A 23866-nucleotide genomic window follows, 5' to 3' on the forward strand; every position below is an offset into this window, starting at 1 on the left:
TAGAATAACAGTACAATGAAATATCAAAACCCGAAGTCGTAGAGATTTCGGGTTTTTTTATTGCGCAATATTTCAAACTTCAAGTTTCCCCGAAATCTTTTTTAGTGTCATTAAAGGCAAAATAAGATGAGAAATATTCCTCAGAACTATTTCGTCTATTATTAATCCATTCAACTAGTATTTTAGTTGATTAAAAGCTGTGTGAGATAAAAATTAAGATCTCACACAAGGCTTCTGTTAACAATGGAAAATGATAATCTTCTGTTCTCCCGCCTGAGAAGTGTGAGAAGCAGAAAAAGAGCAATTAGAAAAGATGTAGAAAAGCAGATAAGAAAAAAATATCGACGTAGTGAAGAACTTTGGGAAATCAGACGAAATACCCCATGGATTCTTTTGGATAAACCTTATCAAAGAGGATTTGTAAGATTCTTTGTGGTAAGAGAAGATGTCATGAGATCCAAAGACGGAGAATTCTTTGAAGGAATACTGAAGAAAATTAATACCTACATGTATTCGGAAAGCCGCCGGTTTTTAAAAAAGAAAAGAAAATTCGGGCGGAGAATATATGTAGAGAGAGTACAGAAACTCCAGCATATTTCTTCATATTCCTGGAATGACCCGAAGCTGGGACTTACAGCAAGAGAAAGACAGTATTTTTTGAAACAGGAAGAATACTGCCCGGCCCGGAAGTCTTATGTTCCTTACTACGAATTTATTGAACCATGGAGGTTTACACTGCGTACAAGACCTAATATGATCACCCATTATAAACCTGTAAACTTTGAATTGGAAAAAGAGTGTGCAGAACTGGACGATTATTTAGGGCAGCATAAAATTGTAGGAATTATCAACAAAACAATGTATGGTAAGTCATCTTCATGGAAAAGCAAAAGAGAAGATATTCCACTTATTAAAAGCAGGAAATATGCTACCTGCAAAATGTCTGCAACAGAGATTGCGGAAAGCTTACAGGACTTATAAGTCCTACTGTTATTTAAAACAAAAACAATGGGAAATTTAAAACTAAAAGGAAAAGATATATTAAAACTGGGCTATCCAAATAATCAAAGCGTAAACGTAGCATTGGAAGTCATGAAAAGAAATTTTGCAACGAAGAATATTCACCACGTAAAATCTCTTTTAAAGGAAATCCTGCTGAATCCGGAAGAATTTGAAAAAGATCTCACCTTCGGACAGATTGCAGAAACCCTGCTTTCATCCAAAAAAACTGAAAAGCGGATGCTGAATTCCCAGCGGGCTTCATTTCAGATTTTTGGTACTAACATTTCAGAGGAGGCAAAAAATCAGCTATACACTGCCTTGAAGCTGCCAATTTCAACTCAGGGAGCATTAATGCCAGATGCCCACAGTGGTTACGGCCTTCCTATCGGTGGAGTTCTGGCGGTGGAAAATGCAGTAATCCCTTATGGAGTAGGAATGGATATTGGCTGCAGAATGAGCCTCAGTATTCTGGATACGCCCGTTTCATATCTTGAAGGAGCGAGAGATAAGTATGAAAAAGCGCTTGCTGAACATACAAAATTCGGAATGTATGAGACCCATAAATCTCACATAGATCACGAGATTTTCGACAGAGATACATTCGATATGATCCCGATCTTAAGAAGATTAAAGGGAAAAGCCATCAAACAGATGGAAACCTCAGGCGGAGGAAATCACTTCGTAGAATTCGGGGAAGTGGAAATCACCGAAGAAGATGAACAGATTGGCCTGCCTAAAGGAAAATATCTGGGAATACTTTCTCACAGCGGCTCAAGAGGTCTTGGAGCTGAAATAGCCCAGTATTACTCAAGAGTGGCAACAGAACAGTGTCCATTACCAAAAGAAGCACAAAACTTCGCATGGCTGGACCTCAGTACCCACCTGGGATTGGAATACTGGACGGCAATGAACCTTGCCGGAGATTATGCTTCAGCCTGCCACGATGATATTCACAGAAGGCTGGTGAAAGCGGTCGGTGGAAGAGTAAAAGCCAGAATTGAAAACCATCACAACTTCGCGTGGAAAGAAATCCATAACGGAAAAGAAGTGATTGTTCACCGGAAAGGAGCCACTCCTGCCAATGAGAATGAATTGGGAATGATTCCCGGATCCATGACGGCGAAAGGATTTATCGTTCGTGGAAAAGGAAACCCGGAATCGCTGAACTCTGCCTCTCATGGAGCCGGAAGAGCGCACTCAAGAGGGGAATGCAGAAGCCTTTTCACCCAGCATGATATCAAAAAAGAACTGAAGCTGAAAAATGTCACACTGATGGGTGGAAATGCTGAAGAAGCACCAATGGCCTACAAAGACATCAATGAAGTGATGAATGCACAGAGTGAGCTGGTAGACATCCTGGGAACATTCCAGCCACGAATTGTGAGAATGGACAGGTAATTAATCTAATACTTTACAACCTTACAGGTTTCAAAAACCGGTAAGGTTTAGTAAAATGTAACAAAAAAATGGAAAAATTAATACAGATCACTTCAGGAAGAGGTCCTTTGGAATGCCAGTGGGTGGTAGCCAAGGTCCTGAAGACCTTTCTTGAAGAGGCAAAACAAAATACAATAGAGTATGAGATCATTCATCGTGAAAGCGGTGATGAAAATCTGACCTTAAAATCAGTAACTGTACTTTTAAAAGGAAAAGACGTAAACCTGTTTCTGAAAAGCTGGCTGGGAAGCATTTGCTGGATTGGAAAAAGTACTTTCAGGAAACTGCATAAAAGAAGCAACTGGTTTATCGGAATTTTTGAATTGGAAAATGTTAAAATGATTAATTTCAATGAAAAAGATATAAGATTTCAGACCGCGAGGAGCCAGGGAAGCGGAGGGCAAAATGTAAATAAAGTGAATACTGCTGTGCGTGCCACCCATATTCCCACTAAAGAAACTGCTTTTGTGCAGGATTCCCGCTCACAACTTGAAAATAAAAAGTTATCGGTTATCAGATTAAAAGAAAAGGTAATGGCGGTTTATATTCAACAGTTGGAAAGAAAGCTGAAAGAAACCTGGGTTCTTCAAATGCAGGTAGAACGTGGAAATCCGGTTCGTACATTTTCAGGAACAGATTTTAAAAAGAATTATGAAGACAGGACATTCAAAAAACAAAGGAATACCTTGAAAAATGCACTTAAAAACTACAACAATGACCTTAACTAAAAGCAAATATTATTTTGAAGCGTTAGACTATTTTCCATTCAATCTTTCTGAATGCATGGATGCACTGAACTACGCGTTATCTTATGAACCTGAAGATGCAGACAGCCTTTGTCTGATGGGAAGAGTATATTCTGAAGAATTAAAGGATTATGAAACAGCAAAGAAGTACTTTAATGAAGCCATGCAAAGTAATATCGGGAATATCAATACTCCCAAATATTATATTGAATGTCTTTTGAATAATGAAGATTATGAAGAAGCAGAAAAACTGATTGACTTTGCTCTGAAATTAAAAGGTATTGACAAATCGGAAATTCTGAACTGTCAGTCTTTTCTTCATGAAAGAAACTTTGAGTACAAACAGGCTTTAGGTGTCCTGAAAGAAGCTAAAAAATTTGCTTACAGCAGAGCAGCACTTGAAATACTTGAAGATAGAGAAAAGATGATTGAAGGTAAAATGCCCCGCTACAAGGATCAAAAAGAAGGAGGAGACTAAATAAATCTCCTTTATTTGATAAAAATAGCTGATTATGCATGCATTAATTCAAAAATCACCGCCTTCAAAAGTTAAAATTGTAAAACAAAAACTTAAAAAAAATAAATAATATGATTAAAAAAAATCAGAAATATCGAAATATCGGTGTTTTTTGTGATTTTATTTTTTTTATAAGTTGTTAGCAGGTAGTGTTTTATATATTTATCTACCTAAAAAACAAATATGAATAAAAATTTTTTTCTAGTACCGTTTTCGGTGGCAGCATTTTTTGCTTCCGAAAATGTTTGTGGCCAAAATTCTTCGGAACTTATTCAGGAGTATTATCACAATAACGGGCAGATAGCACAAAAGAGTAAAAGTGATGCATCAGGAATTATTATTCTGAACGAAGATCTTTCCAAAAGTCTTGGAGCCAGAATTGTAGATGTGCAGCAAACCTATAATGGGCTTAGAGTCTATAACGCTATGGGAAAAGTAGTTATCAGGGAAAATAAAATTATTTCTGAGAAAAATGAATTTAAGAGGAATATTGTTGTTGATAGCTATAAAAATATCACTGCAAAATTTTCAGATGATCTTATCAAAAGTAAGCTGGGGCTGAAAGATATTTCTGAAATAAATTACTCTGATGATGTCTACTTCGAGAATAATAAGGTATACAAACTTGCAAAAGAATTATTTGTTTCTGACAAGAATTCTTCCGATGTATGGCATGTAATAGCTGACGCAAATACAGGTGAAATACTCACTAAAGATAATATGACAGTGAGTTGTCGTTTTGAGGGTGCTGAGTATGAAGATAATAGTTCTGAAGAACCGGCAATGTCTCACCTGGCATATATGGCACCCGCTGAAAGAAAGGAATATATAAAAATACCCGGAAAGCAGGTTCCGGATAATGCATCTTATAACGTGTTTCCGTTACCGGTAGAGGCTCCTACATTTGGAGCCCGCTCTATAATCAGTAACCCATGGGATCTTACAGCATCTCCCGAAGGCTGGCATTCTGACGGAACCAACAGCTATACCATAACACGGGGAAATAATGTTTACGCATATTCTGATCAGAATGATACCAATACAGCGGGATACTCTCCGGACGGCGGAAGCTCACGTATTTTTGATTTTCCTTTTGCTGACGGAAGATATGATAATCCCTTCACCTATAAAGATGCTGCTATCACCAATTTATTTTATATGAATAATAAAATGCATGATCTGTTTTATAAATTCGGATTTACAGAATCTGCCAGAAACTTCCAGACCAATAATTTTGGAAATGGCGGTATGGGAGGAGATGCTGTTAATGCAGAAGCTTTTGACGGAAGCGGTCTTAACAATGCCAATTTTAGCCCTGGCTATGAAAAAATTGTCAACGGACAGCCACAGGTGAAGGCAGGTAGAATGCAGATGTATCTATATGACAGGCTGCAAACAGCAGATGACCCCGTAGTAAGGTATCAGTACAATTCTCCTGCTTCTGTTGCGAGCAGACCTAAAGTAATGACAGCCGGAGCATCGTTTGGCCCTTTGTATCAAGCTCCCGTAACAGGAGATCTTGCTATTCCGGTACCTGCTGATGCCTGTACTGCACCGGCCGTCGGAAGCCTGACCAATAAAATTGCAGTCATCACAGCTGCTAATTGTGAATATAGTCTTAAAGCCCTCAACGCACAGAACGCAGGAGCTCTGGGTGTCATTATGTATAAACCTTCTTCCGATATACCAAATTCATTGGCGGCAGGTACTTATGGAGGACAGGTCACCATTCCTACTATCAGTATAGGAAAAACAGAAGGTTTATACTTGACCGGGCAGTTGAACAACGGAAATATAATTAATGTAACTCTTAATTTTGATTATAGTGGTTTCAAGAATGCATGTTTTGATAATGGCACTATGGCCCATGAGTATGGACATGGAATATCCAACCGAATGACCGCGCAGGGATACAGTTGTCTCTCATCTACCAACAGCACAGAGCAGATGGGTGAAGGCTGGTCTGATTTCTTTGGGCTTATGGTGACTGCCAGACCCGGAGACACTTCAGCTGTTCCCAGAGGACATTCAACTTACACGAAAAACGAGCCTATAACAGGAAATGGCAACAGATTAGCGAAATATTCTCCTGATTTTAGTATTAATAATTATACCTACGGAAAAACAAATACAAATACAGAAGTCCATCAGATAGGGTTTATATGGGCAACAATGCTTTGGGACCTGGCCTGGAAGTATATCGAAAAATATGGATACAATAATGATCTACTGGCCAGCAATACTTCCGGAAATGCAAAGGTTCTTCAGATTGTCATTGATGGGCTTAAACTGCAGCCGTGCAGCCCCACTTTTATTGATGGAAGGGATGCTATTCTGCAGGCTGATGTAATAGGAAATGGAGGGAATGATAAATGCCTGATCTGGAATGTATTTGCAAGAAGAGGACTTGGGGTGAATGCATCCGCAGGCTCCAAAACGGTTGCTAATGATCAGGTAGAAGACTTTACGATACCCGCTGAATGCAGCACAGCTTTGGGGACTCAGGAAATTAAAAAAACAGGATCCAGGTTTATTGTATTCCCAAATCCTGCTTATGATGAATTTTTCGTAGGAAATATAGAGCAATCCCTTAAAGAAGTTAAAATTACGATGTTTGATATGTCTGGTAAATTAGTATTGACGGACTCCAGAGAATCAGGGTCGAAGAAAGCTGTCTCTGTAAAAGGGCTACAAAAAGGAGTTTATATGGTTCATATCAGCCAGGGGAATCAGTCTCAGGTTGAAAAACTTATCGTAAGATAGCAGCAGGTACCAATTGGGTGAATAAAAAATAAGCTTTCCTTAGAAAGCTTATTTTTTATTCACAGAAATCAGATAATCATACACCATTTGATGCTGGTCATCAGTAAGCTTAGCCTTTGGAGCCATTCTGCTTAAAGTGTTGATCCACCCTTTGTCGTCATGTTTTGTTGGTTCCGGCAATTTATGGCATTTTGCACAGGAATTTTCAAAAATGGTCTTTCCCTGCGCCAGCTGCTCAGATGAGGTATACTTTGGCCCGGTTACAGCCACACTTTTTGGTCCGCACGATACCAGAAATGCTGATGCCGCGATACCTGTTAAAATGAATTTTTTCATATCTATTTTTGTTTGATGAATTACTTCTTTACAGAAACAATATAATCATAAACCCATTGGTGCTGCTCATCCGTCAGTTTTGCCTTTGGAGCCATAGAATTCATGATTCCTACCCATTGTACAGGTGTATGTGAAGCAGGATCCGGCAATTTATGACATCTTCCACAGGAATTTTCAAAAATAGTTTTCCCTTGAGCAATCTGTTCTGCAGTAGACGTTGAAGTTCCTGCAGCAGCAGTAGAGGTAGCAGCTTTCGGCGTACAGGAAACCAGTAGAATACCGGTAAACGAAGCCGCAGCGATGAGTTTTTTCATGTTTCTTTTTTTGAGATATAACAAATGTAATAAATTCCTTAAGCCTTTGATACAGGGTGTTCTAGTTTTAATTTAGAAGAAATAAAAATTGAATTCATACGAGATAGGGAATTACAAATGAAGATAATTGATGTCTTTTAACTCATCATTATGAATAGGCTATTGACCATTCCCATTTTAATTATTAATTTTGAATCAATGAAATTTTCTACAGAAGAATTAATAGAGGGAATACAATCAGGAAACAAGCGCCTGATTGCAAAAGCTATTACATTGGTTGAAAGTAAAAAAGCAGAGCACAGGGTACAGGCAGAAGAACTTTTGAAGAAAATTATGCCTCATACCGGAAACTCTGTGAGAGTAGGAGTAACGGGAGTTCCAGGAGCCGGCAAATCTACTTTTATAGAAAACTTTGGACGCCTGGCTATTGCCCAAGGTAAAAAAGTGGCAGTTTTGGCCATAGATCCCAGCTCGGCAATCAACAAAGGAAGTATTTTAGGGGATAAAACCAGAATGGAAGAACTGGCCAAAGAAGAAAATGCATTCATACGCCCTTCCCCAAGTTCCGGGTTTTTGGGAGGAGTAGCCAATACTACCTTTGAAACCATGATGATCTGCGAGGCTGCAGGATACGATTATATTTTAATAGAAACCGTTGGAGTAGGACAGTCAGAAGTACTGGTTGCTGATATTACCGATGTTTTCTTATTCCTTAAAATCATTGGAGGCGGAGATGAACTTCAGGGCATAAAAAGAGGAATCATGGAAATGGTGGATGTTATTTTTATCAATAAAGTGGATCAGGATAACCTTCAGAAAGCAAAAAATACAAGGCTTGAACTGAAAAGAGCTCTGGACTTTATTCCTCCTAAAGAAAAAGGCTGGAAGATCCCTGTGCTATTAGGCTCTGCTCTTCATAACGAAGGGCTGCAGGATGTCTACGATAAAATATTTGAATTTATTGATCTGAAAAAGAAAAGCGGCCGTTTTGAAGAAATCCGTGTTCAGCAGGCTGAAAAGCGATTTGAATATTGGGTCCAGGAATATATTTTATCCCTTATGAAAAAAAGCAATTCGGTAGAGGAAGCTTATCATATGCATAAAAAAAATGCTTCAGCCATGGTTTCCAATCCAAGTACTGAAGCAAAATTATTTGTTGAAAAATTTTTATCTGATCAAAAAAGGAATTAAAGCTTCTCTTTTTCCTGTTTTACTTCAGTTTTTGAAATATATCCGTCATAAGTAATGGGCTGCCTGTCGCTGCTTCTCATCGATACGAAAGCTTTTCCGTTTTTAAAAATTTCTATATTCACTTCATCTACATTTCTTGCATCTTTAGGCTTGAATTTTAAAGTCCAGGTTCCCTTTTTATTCTGAGTTTTAGTTACCGTAAAATCTTTTGAGGTAAATCTGTAGCTGTTATCACTTGTACTTCCGTAAGTTGGATTGAAAAGCCTTCCAAAATAAGGCAGTACCACATCCAGTGTATTTTTACTTACATCAATGGTATAATCTCCATTCAGATTAAGCATTCTCGTTGCAGTAGCATTGGGCATAGAGTTCATGACATTGATAACATCATAATTGGTAGGATTGGCTCGTTGTGCATAGAAGGTAAACTCCTGGGAATTTACTAAAGTATCCACTGTTTTCGAATCTAATGAACCTTGTGATGCACAGCTCTGAAATAAGAACAGGAATCCAAAAATCATCAGTAAAGAAATATACTTTTTCATAATGAGATAATTATTAATTTTAAACAGCAAAATGTATGCAAATATTTTCTTTAAGAAATATTTTGGAATAAAAATTGTTAAGGTTGAATTATTAACACTCAAACTATGAAAGTTACACATCTATTAGGAATGGGAGCTATTGCTCTGTCGGCTGTTGCCTGTACTACAAATCCGATTACAGGAAGATCTTCTTTACAACTGGCCAACAATTCGGAAATTTTAACAATGTCTTCACAGGAATATAGAACGACATTGTCTAAAGGTAAAGTGATTACCGGTACGGCAGATGCAAAGAGAGTGGTAAATGTAGGAAACAGAATCAAAAATGCAGCAGAAAGATATTATCAGAGTATTGGAAGATCAGCGGATCTTGCCAACTATAGCTGGGAGTTTAATCTATTGCAGAGCAACGAGCTGAACGCATGGTGTATGCCTGGCGGTAAAGTAGCAGTTTATACCGGAATATTGCCGGTAACAAAAGACGATAACGGACTTGCCGTTGTAATGGGACATGAAGTTTCCCACGCATTGGCAGGCCACGGAAACGAAAGGATTTCTCAGGCAATGGTAGCCCAGTACGGAGGTGCAATCCTGGGAGGAACCATCTCCAATGCGCAATGGGCCAGTGTTTTCCAGAAGGTATATCCTATCGGATCGCAAGTGGCTTTACTGAAATACGGAAGAGGGCAGGAATCTGAGGCAGATGAAATGGGACTTTATCTGATGTCTATGGCCGGATATGACCCAAGAGCAGCCATTCCTTTCTGGAACAGAATGGAAGCAGCTTCTTCGGGAGCAAGGCAGCCTGAATTCTTATCTACCCACCCAAGCCCGGAAACAAGAATTTCAGATATCAATAAAGATCTTCCGAAAGCTTTAGAATATTATAAGGCTGCGGGAGGAAAATTATAATGAGAATTTTAATCTTGAGTAAAGCCTTATTAAATTTTTAGTAAATTTGGTAAGGCTTTTTTTATAAACACCTAAACACAATATTATGAAGAGTTTATCAATTACCGGACTTATACTTTTAGCAGTTTCTGCATTACTTTTCTATCTGACAACCGATTTTGCCGTAGAACAAATAAAAATTTCCCACATTATGGGAATAATGGCAGGAATAGGTATAGGACTTATCATTGGAGGAATGGTAGGATATGTAAGTAAAGGAAGCGCTATCAAAGCGGAACAGAAAAGAAAAGAATTCAAACAGCTGCAGAAAGACAAAGAAGAGCTTGAAAAACAGGCGGCAGAAATTGCAAAACGCCAGGCTGAACTTGAAGCACAAAATAAAAACCCTCAAATTTAAATTTGAGGGTTTAAAGTTGTTATTTTCGATATTAAATTAGAATTTATATCCTAAACCTACCATAAACAGATTAGGCCTGTTATCATATCTGATTTCCGTACCGGAAACTCTGTTGATGAAATTTCTTTCGTCTTTACTGAAAGCACCTTCATATCTTGCATTTACAATAAGTTTTTTGATTTCAAGCTGTGCACCAAACTGGTATCCTACAGTAAAATCATTTTTAGCATTTTCTTTGAAATCGTTGTAAGTATTGTCTTTATTTAAGTTAAAACTTCCTACAGGTCCTACAAAAACGCCCAGCATATTCCCTAAAAGGTTATATCCTAAAAGAACCGGAACATCGATACGGTTGCTTTTTACATCAAAAGTAGTGTTCTCTGTTGTAAACTCATTTTTGAAGTGAGTGTAATAGATTTCAGGCATCACAAACAATGAAGTAGGAAGACCTACTTTTAATGAAAGCCCAACGTTGAAACCTACATTATTTTTACCTGTTCCTTCAATTGCATCATTCACTGTTCCTTTGATATTGGACCATGAAGGAGAGCCTGTCGGAAAAATTAAGTTGGCTTTACCTGCCAGTGAAATCTGTGCAGATGCCCACATTGAAAACCCTAATAACGCTATACTAAGTACCTTTTTCATTATCGTCTATTTTTGTATTTGTCGTTTCAATCGTTTTATTATTCTCAAGTAAATATTCTCTCAGCTCTTTAAACAGTTCTGAAGAATAAACGAAGTCAATCAGGTTTTTATTGCCTGCAGTAATCAGAATGTCTTTGTTGCCTTCCCATTCTTTGATTCCCAGTCTTAGGTATACAATTTTCTCGCCAATCGTCATTACAGAGTTCATATCGTGGGTATTGACAATGGTTGTGGTATTGTATTCCTTTGTGATCTCGTAAAGAAGATCATCTATTACTTTTGATGTATAGGGATCAAGTCCCGAATTGGGTTCATCACAGAACAAATATTTGGGATTGTTTACAATTGCTCTCGCAATAGCAACCCTTTTCTGCATTCCCCCTGAAATTTCAGAAGGATATTTCTTTTCAGCTTTATCAAGGTGTACTCTTCCTATTACTTCAAAAACCCTTTTCTTTTTTTCTCTGTAGGTAAGATTGGTAAACATGTCAAGAGGAAACATAATGTTTTCTTCAACAGTTAAAGAGTCAAATAATGCGCTTCCCTGAAAGACGGTCCCGATTTCTGAACGGAGATGCTGTTTTTCATCTCTGGTCATCGTATTGATATCTTTTCCATCAAACAGAATTTCTCCTGATGAAGGCATATATACATTCAGTAAACTTTTTAAAAACACAGTTTTTCCTGAACCACTCTGTCCAATAATCAGGTTTACCTTTCCTTTATCAAATGAAGTTGAAATTCCCTTCAATACTTCAACATCTCCAAAACTTTTCTTAAGATCTTTTACCTCAATCATCAGCTTAATATTAATTGGGTTAAAATTAATTCGGAAATGATAATGAATACCATTGTCCATACTACCGCCTGTGTACTGGCTCTACCTACTTCCAATGATCCTCCTTTTACGTTATATCCGAAATAAGAAGGTACTGTGGCAATGATGAAGGCAAAAACAGTTGTTTTGATAAATGCATAATAGATAAACAGATTGGGCATATACATTTGGATTCCCACTATATAATCGTTCTCGGTCCAGTTTCCGGTCAGAATTCCGGCAATATATCCTCCGCCGATACCAAATACTATACTGATAGCAATAAGAAGAGGGTTAAAGAGAACACAGGCAACAATTTTAGGGAAAATCAGAAAATTCGGAGAGTTTACTCCCATGATATCCAGAGCATCAATCTGTTCGGAAACCCTCATTGTTCCAATACTGGATGCAATATAAGACCCTACTTTACCCGCAAGAATCAGACTGATAATGGTTGGCGAAAATTCCAGAACCAATACAGCCTTTGTAGCGTATCCTACAAATGAAGTAGGAATAGGAAAAGAAGAAGCATCAAAGTTGTTGAACATCTGAATAGCAACTACAGCCCCCACGAAAATAGAAGTGAAGACTACGAGCCCGAAAGAATTTACCCCCAAATCATTAATTTCTCTCATGAACAGCTTCCAGAAAACCCTCATTTTCTGAGGTTTCTGCAGGGATTTTCCCAAGAGGATAATATATTCCCCTATTGCTGTGAAAAACTTTTTTAACATACTGCTAAATTAGACTTTTTTATTTAATTGGGCTACAGTCAAGAATAAGACCAAAGCTTGGTTTTGTGTTAAAATTATTTCAATATTATCTTATCCTGTTCTTTATTTTGCATTTTTATCTCCTCCAATAACCAATAGAACGGTTTTTAAAATAATAACCAGATCAAGTACGAAACTCCAGTTTCTTACATAGAATGCATCAGCAAGAACTCTTTTTTTCATCTCTACTTCCACATTTCCGAAGTCACCTCGCAGTCCGTTCACCTGTGCTAAACCGGTAATACCAGGACTTACCATACTTCTCAGGCTGTATCTGCCGATTTTAGGTTTGTAATAATTGTCGACAGCCAGCATGTGAGGACGCGGGCCTACCACAGACATTTCTCCTCTCAGCACATTGATGAATTGAGGAAGTTCATCAAGGCTTGTTTTTCTTAAAAATTTACCTATTTTGGTAATCCTGGAATCATTTACTGAGGTGGTTTTGGTGGTAGATTCATCATTCACAACCATTGTTCTGAATTTAATACAATTGAAAACCTCTTCATGAAAGCCGTATCTTTTCTGAAAGAAAAAAACAGGTCCTTTGGAAGTTGTTTTAATTAAAATCGCAATGATTGGAAATACCCATGAGCAGATGAAGACCAATATAATAACAGAAAAGAAAATATCAAATGTCCTTTTCATCAGGAAATTAGAATAATAATCTAATGGATATCTGGCTTGATTAAGTACCGGCTGGGTCTGTATATATCCAAGGTCATAAAGGAAAAAATCGCTTTGGGTGATACTTGGAATCAGTGAAATGTGAATCTTATGATCTTCGGCCAGTCTGAAAATTTCATTTTCCATTGCTTCGTCATAGGAGTTTTCCATCGATAAAAATAAGGTGTGGATTCCGTTCTTTTTCCAGAAATCTACCAGTTCACTGATCTTCACCCCGGTATGTTCGTATTCAAATATTCTGTATCCATAATCTTTACGGTCTGTAAAGATATTCTTCAAAATTTCTGTGGAATGGTTGTCTCCTAAAAACATGACATTCCTGTAATTGGCACCAAGAGACCGTAAATATTTGATTGCAAAATATACTAATGATTTTGCAAGAAAGATGGCAATAAAAAGGTAAAGGGAAAGCCAGTAAATATCCGAATTGAAAAATACATTCTTACTTACCTTTCCTATAAGCAGCACTCCCAGTATAAAAAACAGGAAATGAATTAAAAGCCGTTCAAGAAACAGGGTATAAGTGAGGTTTCTCGGGATATTGTATATTTTTGTCCTACCGCTCAGGAGCACCCAGAACAAAAACAACAGAATGAGAGAAAAACTATTCTGGTACCAGGTTTCTTTATTGTATTTTAAACTTTCGTTTCTGCTTATAAAAAAGAATATGAAGACAGATGCAATAACCATGAGGTCAAGCAACATAATGATTGATTTCAGGTATCTAGAGTATCGAATTCTCTGCATCTATCGGTATTATAGCGGATAAGCACGGCTAATTTACACTTTTTTACGGGATATTCAGATATTTGTGCGTCTGAACAGAAGCCTGCCACTCAGGGTTTTCCAGAATGAAATCTGTGATCTTGGGATACATGTCGTTTCTTTTGCTCCATTCACTCTGAAGATAAAGTTTACAGTTTTCGGAAACTTTTGCAGCCTGTTCCTGAGCAAAAGTAAAATCATGCTGATTGAAAATAATGACTTTAAGCTCATTGGCCTTTTGATAGATCTCTTCCTTAGGAAGTCCTGTTTTCTTAGGGGAGAGAGTAATCCAGTCCAGTTGCCCGCTCATAGGATACGCTCCTGACGTTTCGATGTGCACTGTACATCCCAATTCTTTCAGTTTGGAGGTCAGTATATCTAAATTCCACATTAAAGGTTCACCACCGGTCAATACAATTGTTTTACAGTGTCTGGCAGCTGTTTCTGCAATTTCTTCTGCATTCATCAGGGGATGAAGTTCCGGATCCCAGCTTTCTTTTACATCACACCAGTGACATCCAACATCACAACCTCCCAGCCTGATAAAATAGGCGGCTTTTCCGGTATGTGCTCCTTCTCCCTGTAAAGTGTAAAAATGCTCCATCACAGGGAGCATTTTACCTTCTTTTAATAAAATATCTTCTTCTTTATTCATTTTAAAATTAGTCGTTATAGACCGAAGTTTTGTAAGCAATGATGGTGTTTTTCATCAGCATCGCTCTTGTCATTGGGCCTACTCCTCCAGGTACCGGAGTGATCCAGCTTGCTTTGGCAGCACAGCTGTCAAAATCCACATCACCTGCAAGGTAATATCCTTTTGGAGAATCATTGTCTACTCTTGTAATACCCACGTCCACGATTACAGCTCCTTCCTTGATCATATCTCCTTTTAAGAAATGCGGATCTCCCAAAGCGGTAATGACGATGTCTGCTTTTCTTGTATATTCTTCGATGTCTTTCGTGTATGAGTGCGTAAGGGTAACAGTAGAGTTTCCAGGGAAATCTTTTCTTCCCATCAAAATACTCATTGGTCTTCCTACAATTTTACTTCTTCCGATAATGACACAGTCTTTTCCTTTCGTTTCAATATTATATCTTTCCAATAAAGTTAAGATCCCGAAAGGAGTTGCCGGCAAGAAAGTATCCATTTCAAGAGCCATTTTTCCAAAGTTTTCCGGGTGGAAACCATCCACATCTTTTCTAGGGTCAATAGCATTGATGATTTTTTCCTGATCAATCTGATCCGGTAAAGGCAGCTGAACGATAAATCCGTCTACTGCTTTAGACTTATTAAGCTCGTCAATTTTTTCCAATAGTTCAGATTCAGAAACAGTGCTTGGAAATTTAATTAAGCTGGATTGAAATCCTACTTCCTCACAGTCTTTTACTTTAGAGTTTACATAGGCCTTGCTAGCTCCATTATTTCCTACAAGAATAGCCACCAAATGCGGAGCTCTTCTTTTGCTTGCGAGAATCTTTTCTACTTCAACCTTGATCTCCGCTTTAATTTCCTTGGATACTTTAAGTCCGTCAAGAATTTCTGCCATTTTTACTTTTTTACTTTATAGATTTACTTTTACTTTCTTTTTACTTACTATTTATTTTCTTTATAGTAATTGATCAATCCGTTGGTAGAGCTGTCATGAGAGCTTATTGCTTCATTGTTTTCAAGCTCAGGAAGGATTTTATTGGCTAATACTTTTCCTAATTCCACTCCAAACTGGTCAAAACTGAAAATATTCCAGATTACTCCCTGAACGAAAATTTTGTGTTCGTAAAGGGCGATCAACTGACCTAATGAAAAAGGAGTTAATTCCTTGAATAATATGGAGTTAGTTGGAGTGTTTCCATGGAAGACTTTGAAATTGATCAGCCGGTCTATTTCTTCATCAGATTTTCCGGAATTTCTAAGCTCTTCTTCCACTTCTTCTTCCAGTTTTCCGAAGGCAAGTGCTTCAGTCTGAGCGAAAAAGTTAGCTAATAATTTATCCTGGTGATCAGAAACATGGTTCGGGCTTTTTGCATAGGCAATAAAATCTGCAGGAATCAATTCTGTTCCCTGGTGGATTAACTGATAAAATGCGTGTTGGCCGTTTGTTCCCGGTTCTCCCCAAATAATAGGCCCCGTTTCATATTCTACGAATTCACCGTTTCTGTCTACACACTTTCCGTTACTTTCCATATCTCCCTGCTGAAGATACGCAGCGAATCTGTCCAGATATTGAGAATAAGGTAAGATGGCATAAGTAGTTGCTGCATAGAAATTACGGTACCAGATTCCCAGAAGTCCCATTAAAACAGGAACATTTTCAGAGAATTCGGCAGTCTGGAAGTGCTGGTCCGTATCAAAAGCACCTCTTAAAAGCTGCTCGAAGTTTTCATATCCTACAGAAAGTACAATACTTAATCCGATTGCGCTCCAAAGAGAATATCTTCCGCCTACCCAGTCCCAGAACTCAAAAATATTTTCCTCTGCGATTCCGAACTTTTTAACTTCCTCAATATTAGTAGATAAAGCCACAAAATGCTTCGCGACATCTTCCTGTTTTCCTGCTTTCAGGAACCAATCTTTAGCTGAATTGGCATTCGTCATTGTTTCCTGAGTTGTAAAAGTCTTGGAAGCAATGATGAATAAAGTAGTTTCAGGATTTAAATCTTTTACTACTTCTGCAATATGATTTCCGTCCACGTTGGAAACAAAGTGAGCGTTTAATCTTGTTTTAAAATGCTTTAAAGCCGAACAAACCATTACAGGACCCAAATCCGATCCTCCAATCCCGATGTTGACTACATCTGTGATCTCTTTTCCACTAAAACCTTTATGTTCTCCTGAAATAATTTTCTCAGAAAAAGATTTCATATGCTCAAGAACTCTTTTAATCTGTGGCTTGATATTTTCTCCATCCACCAGAATTTCACGGTCTGAAAAATCTCTTAATGCGGTGTGAAGAACAGCTCTTCCTTCTGTTTCATTGATTTTATCTCCGGAGAACATTCTGGAAATAGCATCTTTTAACTGGCTTTCTTCTGCCAATTGTAACAGAAGATCTTTTGTTCTGGAATCAATCAGGTTTTTAGAATAATCAAAAAGATAGTTGTCCTTTTGCAGGGAAAACTCGTTAAAACGGTTCGGGTTATATTGGAAGAGAGTTCTAAGATCAAAGTCATTTCCACCGAAGTGTTCGTCAAGTGCTTTCCAGCTGTTGGTTTGTGTTGGATTTATTTTTGATAGCATATTACAGAATTTTTATCATTCAGAAGATCATGTATCGGATGAAAATGGTTAATCATCCATAATGATTTATTTCTGATCTGCAAATTTACGGAAAAATAAAACCTCAGATAAATTTGAAGAAGATAAATAACGATTTTTTAAAAAACAAAACCTCAGAACAGGCCTGAGGTTTTATAAAATGTGTCTTGTGATAAGAGTTTTCAATGCTATTCATCCATTTCGTTCAGAATATTTTCAAGTTCTTTGGCACTTCTTCCGTAGATATATTTTGTCCACACAACGATACTTGTTATGATGGCTAAAGTTCCGATGAGCACTGCAATAATTAATCCCTGCTGATGGGAAGTTGTAAGTTCTGCCAGAGATTTTCCTTGTTTTTCCATCGCATTGTAAATCACCAATCCCGCTGTTACCAGAAAATGAGGAAGTAATAAAAATCCGAAAGACTGATATCGTTCCATATTTAGCCGAAGTTCATGATATATTTTCCAAAGACTGTTTTTGGTGTTTCCTGTATAAAGTTCCGTCTGTTTGTAGAATTTATAAAATCCTAACAGATAGTAGGATGATATGACAACCATCACGGTATAAGACACATAATAAATAATATACTGTGAAGAAGGAAACTGAAACTGAAGGGGAAAAAGAGCTATGAGAATGATCGCAAGAATCTGCATAGGGAATTCTCTTTTCATGTTTTTCTGGATTTTTTCTATAGGGTGTTTGCTTTCCTTTAATTGCTTTATGGTATCAGGAATATGGACATCGCTGTCTTCTTTATTCCACTGTTCTTTTAATTGATCAAAATTCATAACCTGATTTTTTTATGATTTGCTGTATTTTTTCTTTTGTTCTGTTGAGTTTTACGCGGGCATTACCTTCACTGAGACCTAAATTGTTTCCGATTTCTTTATGTGACATCCCTTCCATAAAATAAAATATGACGGCCTTTTCCAGAGGATTCAGTTCCTGAACGGCACTGTAGAAAATTTCCAGCTGCCTGTCTTTGGTGGGATTATAATCTTCCTGCTGAACTTCAAAATGATGTGGAGCATCCGTATGGTTATTGAATCTCTGTTTTTCTTTTTTTAAATAGGTAATTGCAGTATTGATGGCAACCCGGTACATCCAGGTAGAAAACTCACTGTTCCCTTTGAAGTTCTGATAGGACTTCCAAAGCTGGATAAGAATTTCCTGCTGAAGGTCTTCCCGGTCCTCTACAGAATCTGCATAGATCCGTGAGGCTTTGTATAAGATACCTTTGTGCTGGTTGACGAGCTTTAAAAAAGCAGTTTCAGTTGGATTGCTCACAATGGTTTCATGGTTTGGTTATAATTATAAACTTGATACAGGTTTTACCGTGTAGCCTTTTGCCTGTAGAAGAGGAATAATTCCGTTTTCACCCATAAGATGAGATCCACCGACAGCAAAGAAAGAACTTTCTTTTTTCATCATGTCCGGCATTACTTTTACCCAGTTCTGATTTCTGTTGGTCAGCATGGCCTTTTCCTGCTGAGTATTCATAAATCTTTCATCCTTAAAAAGACTGTATAAAGATTGTACATTTTCATTTTTAAAAGCCTCAATCATCTGTCTGAATAATATTTTATATTCCTTGTCCATTTTCAGTTGAGCAATAATGCTCTTCAGGTCGTAAGCTTCATTGATTGATTTCATCTGATCTTCCACTTTTTCCAGCCCTTTAATGCTTTTTTTATCTTTCATTGCTTTCTGAAGAAGTTCCATCTCGTAAAGTTTTACTTCAGTCTGAGGACATGGAATGGCCTTGGTGGAAAGCAATGCATAAAGTGCCTGCGGGCTTGAAGAATCAATACTTTTCAGATCAGTTCCATAATTGGCAAGAACAGTATTCAGCTCTTTAGCTTCTTCAGGTGAAAGCTGATCCGATATTTTTTTATCTGCTTTAAACATTTTCTGTAATGACATCATTTCAGCGGGATCTGTATAATTGATTTCCATAACAAGGTTTTCAGAACTCTCAAGAGCTTTCAGCACTTTAGGTTTGATCTCAAAATCTTTACTGCATAAGATATGAAAAGTCCCGGTAATATAAGAAGGCTTTGAAAGACCGTTTCCGGAAATCTCCCAAAGCAGGCTGTTTTCTTTGTTGCTGCTTTTATCTTGTGCATTGGATGTTATGAAATTCAATGACAATAATGCTGCAAATCCAAGTTTGATTAAATTTTTCATAGTATATTTTTTTTGATTTTCTGTTCTTTTAAATAGTAGGTAAAGCAGGCATTACAATCGTTACAGTTTTTTTTCAAAAAAAATAAAAACCTCCTGAAAACAGGAGGCTGTAAAATCTAAAATTATGATGATAACCAATTGGTTAGGATAGTTTTTTTATTCCTGATTTTTTGAATACTCAGGTTTTGAAATTTTTCTTTTTCTTAAAAAATAGAGGATTGCAGCAGCAATTAATACAAGAGGCCATACATTGATAAGCCCCACAATAATTCTCTGAATCAGATAGAATCCGTATACAAAGCCATCTTTAGCATCATAGATGAAATTGTATTTATACTTATTATCAATACTTGTGGTGTTGGTAACAGCAATTTCTGCAATACGCAACTGAGGCTCTTTGATATAAATGTCAATCGTGCTGTATTTCAGATCATCCGTCATGTTCATGCTGGAAAGCTTTTGAAGATTTCCTTCAGACATATTCTCATCATCCAGCGTTACCTTATCTTTATTTGTTTTCAGCTTGCTGATATTTTCTGAGCTTTTTTGATTCCTTTTCCCTTCCAGTTCAGAATATTTGATGTTGGCTGTTACATCTTCTGCATTGATAGATCTTGAATTAAGAAATAATTTATTGGTATTGATTGCCGTTAAAAGCTCTCCCAGTTTTTCCGTAGGAATACGAACCTGCATTCTGTTTTCTGTCTGGTATTTTTTAACCAGCATCGCCTCTTCACTGGATGTGTTGTAGGTGTTTTCAGAAACAACGTTACTTTGAAGATTACTATTGGTAACAAATCCTCCAAGCTCCTGAACCGATTTTTCGATGGCGATAGTCGCATTATACACATCTTTTACTTCCATGTTCACATCAGCTGTTTTGATGAACTGTTTGTCTTTTACTTTCATTTCTGCAACAGATGAAATACTGTCGGAAACAATAGCAGAAGCAGAATCTGTTGTAGCATATGCTTCAAGGTCTGTTGAAGCTACTTCTCCTTTTTTACATGAATAAATTCCTAATAAAAGTATAGCTGACAGAGATAATTTAATGTAAGTGGTTTTCATAGCGCTGATTTTTGTTGTTTTGCTTGAGTCAAAGTTCAGTCAGGATCTTTTGTAACACTTGAAAATCAAAAGTAAAAACCTTGTAAATAAAATTTTCGGTTTTAATGAATTGAAATATAGTATTTTGTAAAATAAACTTGAGCTTCAGCCATTGCTTTCGGAGCAGTTTTTGCTTATCTTTTACAAACCAAAACTACAATCTATCACTATGTCAAATACTTTTTCCAAAATCAGAAACGCAATAGGATTATTCACATCTATAGATTTTGATCAGCTGAGCGCCATTTCTCAAAAAGTGGATTTGCCAAAACTGATGCATAATTTCTCAAAACTGGATGATAAACAGCTTTCCGGGCTTATGAAAATGCTCGATCCCGAAAAGAAAAAGAAAGAACTTCCGCCCATTGACGGAGATTTTTATGATATCTACCATACTCTTACTCCGGAACAGCGTGAAATTCAGCTGAAAGTAAGAGCATTCATGGAAAAAGAAGTAAAACCTCTGGTCAATCATTACTGGCTCAGAGATGAATTTCCTTTTGAGTTGATTCCAAAATTTCAAGAACTGGATATTTGTGGTGTTACTTATGAAGGCTATGGCTGTCCGGGAATGCCTTTCCTGATGGAAGGTGTTATTGCGATGGAAATGGCAAGAGTAGATGCTTCTATTGCCACTTTTTTCGGTGTACAATCCGGACTGGCGATGGGTTCTATTTATATCTGCGGATCGGAAGAGCAGAAGCAAAAATGGCTTCCTCAGATGCAGAAATTTGAAAAAATAGGGGCTTTCGGGCTTACTGAGCCTGAAGTTGGATCCGGAGCAGCAGGCGGACTTACGGTAACCTGTAAAAAAACACCGGAAGGCTGGATTCTGAATGGGCAGAAAAAATGGATCGGGAATGCTACTTTCGCTGACCTGATCATTATCTGGGCAAGAGATCTGGATAGCGGAGAAGTGAAAGGTTTTATTGTTGAAAAAGATAACCCCGGATTTTCTGTAGAAAAAATCAAGGGGAAAATGGCTTTAAGAATTGTCCAGAACGGGTTGATTACCTTAAAAGACTGTCTCATAACTGAAGAAAACCGTTTGCAGAATGCCAACTCCTTTAAAGATACCGGCAAAGTACTGAGAATGACAAGGGCAGGAGTAGCATGGATGGCTACAGGTTGTGCACGCGGAGCTTACGAAAGTGCTTTGGATTATACCCGAAAGAGAGAACAGTTTGGAAGACCTATCGCTTCATTCCAGATGATTCAGGGACATCTGGTGGAAATGTTGTCTAATCTTACCGCCATGCAGACCATGGTTTTCAGACTGTCTGAAATGCAGGATGAAGGAATTTTGAAAGACGAACATGCTTCTTTAGCCAAAGTTTTCTGTACTCTCAGAACAAGAGACATTGTTTCCAGAGCAAGAGAAGTAATGGGAGGAAACGGAATTCTGCTTGAGTACGATGTGGCCCGGTTTGTTGCCGATGCAGAAGCCATTTATTCTTACGAAGGAACAAAAGAAATCAACTCGCTCATCGTAGGACGATCGATAACAGGTTTCAGTGCTTTCGTATAGGTGACAGGTAGCAGGTAATAGGTTGTAGGTGCTGCAACCTGCAACCTATCATCTGCCGCCTTATGAAACTAAATGTTTATATTTTTCCTTGTTGTCAATAATCATCCAAAGATTGATCAGAAACATTACTCCGGCAATACCCATTCCCATAGGAGATTTATCCATTGTGAAAACATGCGTGACAATTCCTACCATGACAGGTAAAATAACAATGGCACCTAATGCTCTTGTTTTTGGGAAAATAAATAATAACCCGCCAATAACTTCTACAATGCCCACTAATGGCATCAGCCAGCTGATTTCTCCAAAAGCAGCGAAAAGTTTCATTTGTTCTGGAGTAGGTTTCTCCATGGGCATATAATTAAAAAACTTGTTTAATCCGGCATTAATAAACATAAGCCCGAAAAGCAGACATAAGATGAATTTTATCACTTTCATGATTGATGATTTTATATCAAATGTAAAATAAAAATATAATATTTTGTATTTAATTTAATATAAAATGTAAAATCAATAGTTAATTGAAGGAAATGATGAAGGGTTGACTTATGAAGATTGCCCGGATAACCCATTATATTTTCTGTACGGAAACCTGCCCTAATCGAACGAGTCCGTTATGTCCTCTTCCATAATAAAAAAAGACTGTCTCGAAAGAGGCAGTCTTTTTATTTAAAGTTACGAGTATACCAATGAGTCCCCATTGCTTATTACTCATTACTCATATTCTAGTCCATTTCCTTCAAAGTAATATTTTTGGAAATTTTATAGCTTTTTTTCTTCTTATGGGGCTTAGGTTCTTCTCCGAGAAGCCTTCCCCAGGGTTTTAGATCGTCTACTCTTTCACAGATAATTTTTATGATAGCAATTGCCGGAATACACAGGAACATTCCTGCAATCCCCCAAAGATGTTCTCCCAGAAGGATACCAATAAAAGAAAATAAGGCATTGATCTTTACTTTAGAGCCTACTACAAATGGAAGGACAATATTTCCGTCCACAGCATGAATGGCAATATAGCCCAAAGCAACATAAATACATGTTGATGGAGTAGAAGTGGCGAATGCTATAAAGCAGGAAATTAACAGAGAAATAAAGATTCCCAGATAGGGAATGACGTTTAATAGCCCGGTCAAAACTCCTAAAAGAATAGCATATTTTACTCCCAGAATCGTAAGAAGGACCGAAGTAAGAACAGATACAATAATCACCTGAAGAAAAAGCCCGAAGATATACTTCTTGGTCATGATTCTGATTTCGTTTACAGCTTCCTGTACACTTGTTTTATGTCTTTCGTTGAAAACAGTAACGATAAAATTGTTTAAAAGTCTTCTGTAATTTAAAATAAAGATAAAAAACAGGGTGAAAAATATAATGAAGCCGAAGCCTGTTGAAAAAATTCCGAATGTAAATCCTAAAATGACTCCCGAAGAAGACAGCAGTTTAGTTAATCCCTGGTTAATATAATCCACCTGTTCATTCACTTTCACATTAAATGTTTTGGAAACCCAATGCTGAAGGCTGTTAAAAACAGTCGTAAACTGTTCCTTGAGGTGTGGAAGATCCTTACTGAAATCAGACAGCTGATTGGTAAAGAAATAAATGATACCACCTAAAATCATCAGCATAATAAATACTGAAGTCATCGTAGACACAGATCTCGGAAATCTTAACTTTTTTTCCATAAAAGTGGCTGCCGGTAAAAACAGCATGGCCATAAGGAATGCGAGGAAAAAAGGCGCTAAAATACTTTGCCCTAATGCCAGTAGATAACCAAGACCAATGATGGAAACCACCACGAGTGTAAGCTTGACAAGGAAAGGAAGTCTAAGAAAATTCATAATCTAAAAATCTGCAGTGTGGAATAAAAATAAGAAAACCCATCTGAATTGAAAAATTTTTATTCAATTCTGCGGGATTTTCTTCTGTTGTTGCAAA

General features: G+C 37.4%; 25 protein-coding genes. 9 read left to right on the top strand and 16 right to left on the bottom strand.

Features of this window, described 5'->3' with window-relative positions; all coding sequences use genetic code 11:
- The first annotated feature begins 243 nt into the window (after positions 1-243).
- The 5 genes from AB1278_RS02140 (at position 244) to AB1278_RS02160 (ending at position 6465) form a co-directional block, all read left to right on the top strand.
- Complete coding sequence (locus tag AB1278_RS02140) at positions 244-981, top strand: hypothetical protein (protein ID WP_395971948.1); 738 nt, start codon at positions 244-246, stop codon at positions 979-981.
- A gap of 27 nt (positions 982-1008) precedes the next feature.
- On the top strand, positions 1009-2400 hold the full coding sequence (locus tag AB1278_RS02145; protein WP_429812121.1) for an RtcB family protein: 1392 nt from the start codon (positions 1009-1011) through the stop codon (positions 2398-2400).
- 68 nt (positions 2401-2468) lie between these two features.
- A complete protein-coding gene (gene prfH / locus AB1278_RS02150; protein ID WP_429812124.1) occupies positions 2469-3167 on the top strand; it encodes a peptide chain release factor H in 699 nt (232 codons plus the stop codon).
- Positions 3154-3663 (top strand): tetratricopeptide repeat protein, encoded by a 510-nt coding sequence (locus tag AB1278_RS02155; protein WP_429812127.1) that lies wholly within the window; start codon positions 3154-3156, stop codon positions 3661-3663. Before prfH ends, AB1278_RS02155 begins: the two co-directional genes overlap by 14 nt.
- A gap of 222 nt (positions 3664-3885) precedes the next feature.
- Positions 3886-6465: a T9SS-dependent M36 family metallopeptidase gene (locus AB1278_RS02160; protein ID WP_429812130.1), complete on the top strand. Its 2580-nt coding sequence runs from the start codon at positions 3886-3888 to the stop codon at positions 6463-6465.
- A gap of 48 nt (positions 6466-6513) precedes the next feature.
- Here the strand turns inward: AB1278_RS02160 and AB1278_RS02165 are convergent, their stop codons facing one another.
- Both AB1278_RS02165 and AB1278_RS02170 read right to left on the bottom strand, forming a co-directional pair.
- Positions 6514-6801: a c-type cytochrome gene (locus tag AB1278_RS02165; RefSeq protein WP_227942672.1), complete on the bottom strand. Its 288-nt coding sequence runs from the start codon at positions 6799-6801 to the stop codon at positions 6514-6516.
- 20 nt (positions 6802-6821) lie between these two features.
- Complete coding sequence (locus AB1278_RS02170) at positions 6822-7115, bottom strand: c-type cytochrome (RefSeq protein ID WP_137904801.1); 294 nt, start codon at positions 7113-7115, stop codon at positions 6822-6824.
- A 198-nt stretch (positions 7116-7313) separates the two neighbouring features.
- Between AB1278_RS02170 and meaB the strand changes: the two genes are divergently transcribed.
- On the top strand, positions 7314-8306 hold the full coding sequence (gene meaB, locus AB1278_RS02175) for a methylmalonyl Co-A mutase-associated GTPase MeaB (RefSeq protein ID WP_429812135.1): 993 nt from the start codon (positions 7314-7316) through the stop codon (positions 8304-8306).
- Here meaB and AB1278_RS02180 read toward each other — a convergent pair.
- The gene (locus tag AB1278_RS02180) at positions 8303-8851 is read right to left on the bottom strand and encodes a DUF4251 domain-containing protein (protein WP_110009934.1); all 549 of its coding nucleotides are present in this window, start codon (positions 8849-8851) and stop codon (positions 8303-8305) included. The genes meaB and AB1278_RS02180 overlap by 4 nt on opposite strands.
- Positions 8852-8956: 105 nt before the next feature.
- Between AB1278_RS02180 and AB1278_RS02185 the strand changes: the two genes are divergently transcribed.
- Complete coding sequence (locus AB1278_RS02185; protein WP_110009933.1) at positions 8957-9763, top strand: M48 family metallopeptidase; 807 nt, start codon at positions 8957-8959, stop codon at positions 9761-9763.
- An 85-nt stretch (positions 9764-9848) separates the two neighbouring features.
- Positions 9849-10160, top strand: coding sequence for a hypothetical protein (locus tag AB1278_RS02190; RefSeq protein WP_110009932.1), 312 nt, complete (start codon positions 9849-9851; stop codon positions 10158-10160).
- A 36-nt stretch (positions 10161-10196) separates the two neighbouring features.
- On the opposite strand, the gene AB1278_RS02195 is transcribed toward AB1278_RS02190, so the two are convergent.
- From AB1278_RS02195 to AB1278_RS02245, 11 genes are all read right to left on the bottom strand, one after another.
- Positions 10197-10808, bottom strand: coding sequence for an outer membrane beta-barrel protein (locus AB1278_RS02195; RefSeq protein ID WP_202840036.1), 612 nt, complete (start codon positions 10806-10808; stop codon positions 10197-10199).
- Positions 10792-11607: an ABC transporter ATP-binding protein gene (locus AB1278_RS02200; RefSeq protein WP_002983922.1), complete on the bottom strand. Its 816-nt coding sequence runs from the start codon at positions 11605-11607 to the stop codon at positions 10792-10794. Before AB1278_RS02200 ends, AB1278_RS02195 begins: the two co-directional genes overlap by 17 nt.
- Positions 11607-12359, bottom strand: coding sequence for an MlaE family ABC transporter permease (locus tag AB1278_RS02205; RefSeq protein WP_110009930.1), 753 nt, complete (start codon positions 12357-12359; stop codon positions 11607-11609). The genes AB1278_RS02200 and AB1278_RS02205 overlap by 1 nt, the downstream gene beginning before the upstream one ends.
- 102 nt (positions 12360-12461) lie before the next feature.
- Positions 12462-13832, bottom strand: a complete 1371-nt coding sequence (locus AB1278_RS02210; protein WP_429812142.1) for an exopolysaccharide biosynthesis polyprenyl glycosylphosphotransferase — start codon at positions 13830-13832, stop codon at positions 12462-12464.
- Positions 13833-13875: 43 nt separating this feature from the next.
- Positions 13876-14505, bottom strand: a complete 630-nt coding sequence (locus AB1278_RS02215; protein ID WP_110009928.1) for a 7-carboxy-7-deazaguanine synthase QueE — start codon at positions 14503-14505, stop codon at positions 13876-13878.
- Positions 14506-14512: 7 nt separating this feature from the next.
- Positions 14513-15397 carry a bifunctional 5,10-methylenetetrahydrofolate dehydrogenase/5,10-methenyltetrahydrofolate cyclohydrolase gene (locus AB1278_RS02220; RefSeq protein ID WP_034692667.1) on the bottom strand — a complete coding sequence of 295 codons (885 nt, stop codon included), beginning with the start codon at positions 15395-15397 and terminating at the stop codon, positions 14513-14515.
- A 47-nt stretch (positions 15398-15444) separates the two neighbouring features.
- Positions 15445-17085, bottom strand: coding sequence for a glucose-6-phosphate isomerase (gene pgi, locus AB1278_RS02225; RefSeq protein ID WP_202840027.1), 1641 nt, complete (start codon positions 17083-17085; stop codon positions 15445-15447).
- Positions 17086-17291: 206 nt separating this feature from the next.
- Positions 17292-17897, bottom strand: coding sequence for a hypothetical protein (locus AB1278_RS02230; protein WP_202840025.1), 606 nt, complete (start codon positions 17895-17897; stop codon positions 17292-17294).
- Entirely contained in the window at positions 17887-18396 is a 510-nt protein-coding gene (locus tag AB1278_RS02235) for an RNA polymerase sigma factor (RefSeq protein WP_343639324.1), read from the bottom strand. The genes AB1278_RS02230 and AB1278_RS02235 overlap by 11 nt, the downstream gene beginning before the upstream one ends.
- 24 nt (positions 18397-18420) lie before the next feature.
- Entirely contained in the window at positions 18421-19296 is an 876-nt protein-coding gene (locus AB1278_RS02240; RefSeq protein ID WP_343639326.1) for a TraB/GumN family protein, read from the bottom strand.
- 156 nt (positions 19297-19452) lie between these two features.
- Complete coding sequence (locus tag AB1278_RS02245) at positions 19453-20364, bottom strand: DUF4349 domain-containing protein (protein ID WP_429812148.1); 912 nt, start codon at positions 20362-20364, stop codon at positions 19453-19455.
- Between the two features lie 208 nt (positions 20365-20572).
- On the opposite strand from AB1278_RS02245, the gene AB1278_RS02250 reads away from it, so the two are divergent.
- Positions 20573-21931, top strand: a complete 1359-nt coding sequence (locus AB1278_RS02250; protein ID WP_429812151.1) for an acyl-CoA dehydrogenase family protein — start codon at positions 20573-20575, stop codon at positions 21929-21931.
- A gap of 60 nt (positions 21932-21991) precedes the next feature.
- Here the strand turns inward: AB1278_RS02250 and AB1278_RS02255 are convergent, their stop codons facing one another.
- Both AB1278_RS02255 and AB1278_RS02260 read right to left on the bottom strand, forming a co-directional pair.
- Positions 21992-22369, bottom strand: a complete 378-nt coding sequence (locus AB1278_RS02255; RefSeq protein WP_202840016.1) for a DoxX family protein — start codon at positions 22367-22369, stop codon at positions 21992-21994.
- Between the two features lie 287 nt (positions 22370-22656).
- Positions 22657-23769, bottom strand: coding sequence for an AI-2E family transporter (locus AB1278_RS02260; RefSeq protein ID WP_429812155.1), 1113 nt, complete (start codon positions 23767-23769; stop codon positions 22657-22659).
- Between the last annotated feature and the right edge of the window lie 97 nt (positions 23770-23866).

Source organism: Chryseobacterium sp. NRRL B-14798, assembly GCF_050470705.1.
Classification (GTDB): domain Bacteria; phylum Bacteroidota; class Bacteroidia; order Flavobacteriales; family Weeksellaceae; genus Chryseobacterium; species Chryseobacterium cupriresistens.